We start from the raw sequence: 2163 nt of genomic DNA on the forward strand, positions 1-2163 counted from the left end.
GTCCTGAGCTCATGCGCGCTGCTCGCCGCAAAAGTGCGCTCGGCCTCCATGGCGGCGCGCAGCCGCTCCAGCAGGCCCTCGATCTCGCGGGCGATCGGCGCCAGTTCCGCCGGCTGGTCGTCATCGTTGAGCGGGGTGAGGTTGGTGCCGCTGCGCAGCGCCACGTCGCGGCTCAGGCGCTTGACCGGTTGCAGCGCCAGCCGCACCGCCTGCCAGATGCCGAGCCCGACCAGCGGCAGCAACGCCGCCAGCGGCCAGAGCAGCCCGGCGACGGCGCCCCACAGCGCATCGCCGCGGGCAGTCGAGGTTTCGAGCACCAGGATGCCCATGCCGTTGCGCCGGTCGGTGGATTTGAAGGCGCGGTGGCCATCGATGAAGGTGAGGCCATCCGTAGCCGGCAGCGCCGGCAGCACCAGGGGCGCGTCCTCGGCGCGGAGCCGGATCACCCCGTTCTGGTCGAACACCAGGTAGGTGAAGGCTTCGAGCTCAGGGGCCATTTCGTCGGGCCGGGGCAGGGGGCGACCCTTGGGCCCGCGATTATCGTCATCGCGCCCGAGCCGCGGCACCGGGGCGCGACCGTGCGAATCGTCGCCGACATCGCGGTTGGCGAGCGGCAACAGGCGATAGGCGCTCTGGCGCAGCGTTTCGTCGAACGCCTGTTCGAGTTCGCTGCGCAGCACCAGCGTGGAAATTGCGGCGCCGCCGAGCCAGAACACCAGCATGCCGGCGCTGAGCCATACTGCCAGCTGCAGCGCGATGGAGCGGCGCTTCATGGTTCGACCCGGTAGCCGAGGCCGCGCACCGTGGTGATGACGGCCTGGCCGAGTTTCTTGCGTAACCGGCTGACATAGACCTCGACGGCATTGCCCTCGATTTCGGCGCCGAACGGATAGAGCGAATCCTCGATCTCCGCCTTGGTGACGATGCCGCCGCGTCGGCTCAACAGCCGCTCCAGCACCGCCCATTCGCGCGCCGTGACGCCGATCGGCTTGCCGCTCAGCGTAATGGTGCGGGTCGCGAGGTTGACGCTGGCTTCCCCAAGGCGCAGTTCGGGCGTGGCGATGCCGGCATAGCGGCGGGCCACGGCCGAAACGCGGGCGCTCATTTCGTCGAGATCGAAGGGTTTGACCAGGTAATCGTCGGCCCCGGCATTCAGCCCCTCGATGCGGATGGCCACCTGATCCTGCGCCGTGGCGATGATCACCGGCACCGGATTGCCCGACTTGCGCAGGTGCTTCAACAGATCGAGCCCGCGCCCGTCGGGCAGGTTGAGATCGAGCAGGATCAACCCATAGTCGACGGTATCGAGCGCGGCGCGCGCATCATCGAGCCGCTGCATCCAATCGACGCCTTGGCCATCGGCGCGCAGCTGATCGCGCATCGCCTCGCCGAGCACATAGTCATCCTCAATCAGCAGAATGCGCACGCCACGGGCCCCTTTGGCGGGCTCCTGTAACCCGCCAAGCTGTCGCCAGCCTTACGAAAAATCTGCGCCCCCGCAAGGTCGCCGACAGCTTGGGCTGGTTGGTTGGCGCCGAGATCGCAGCGACCCCGCCGCGACCCCGCGCCGGCTCCAGCCGGCCAGCAAAGAGGATAGACGATCATGAACCGCATGCTTGTTACCACCGCCCTCGCCGCCATCATGGGCCTCACCGCCCTTGCACCTGGCGCCTATGCCCAGTCGGCCCCGGCAGCGCCCGATGCGCCGGCGGTGACGCAGCCCGACAAGGGGCCCGGCCCCCAGGGCGATCGCCCCGGTGAGCATAAGGGTGGCCAGCGCGGCGGCATTGCCGGGCTGATCTGCAGCACCGATGGCGCGGCGCAGCTCGAGACGAAACTCGCCAATATCGCGACCAAGCTGGCGCTCACCGCCGAGCAGCAGCCGCTGTTCGACGCCTACCGCACCGCCGCACTGACGGCCCAGACCAGCTTCGCCGAAACCTGCGCGACGCTGCAGCCGGCCACCGCTCCGACCACCCCGCCGGATGCGGTGACCATGCTGAAGGACCGCCAGGCCCATGAGACCGCCGAACTCGACGCGCTGAACGCCGTGCTGCCGAGCTTCGAGGCGCTCTACAACAGCCTCACCGATGCGCAGAAGGCAGAACTGATGCCGCTGGTCGGCGGGCCACAACATGGCCCGCGTGGGGATGACCACGGCGG

Annotated in this window: 2 protein-coding genes and 1 pseudogene; 1 reads left to right on the forward strand and 2 read right to left on the reverse strand. The window is 68.9% G+C overall.

Annotated elements, in window-relative coordinates:
* Nucleotides 1–773 (reverse strand): annotated as a pseudogene (locus VW23_RS23070) (hypothetical protein); the annotation flags it as partial.
* Nucleotides 770–1426 (reverse strand): response regulator, encoded by a 657-nt coding sequence (locus tag VW23_RS23075; RefSeq protein ID WP_069911840.1) that lies wholly within the window; start codon nucleotides 1424–1426, stop codon nucleotides 770–772. The pseudogene VW23_RS23070 and the gene VW23_RS23075, both read right to left, overlap by 4 nt.
* A 177-nt stretch (nucleotides 1427–1603) precedes the next feature.
* On the opposite strand from VW23_RS23075, the gene VW23_RS23080 reads away from it, so the two are divergent.
* The coding region (locus VW23_RS23080; protein ID WP_069911841.1) for a Spy/CpxP family protein refolding chaperone at nucleotides 1604–2163 on the forward strand (560 nt) is incomplete at its 3' end.

It is taken from the genome of Devosia insulae DS-56 (assembly GCF_000970465.2).
Taxonomy (GTDB): Bacteria; Pseudomonadota; Alphaproteobacteria; order Rhizobiales; family Devosiaceae; genus Devosia_A; species Devosia_A insulae.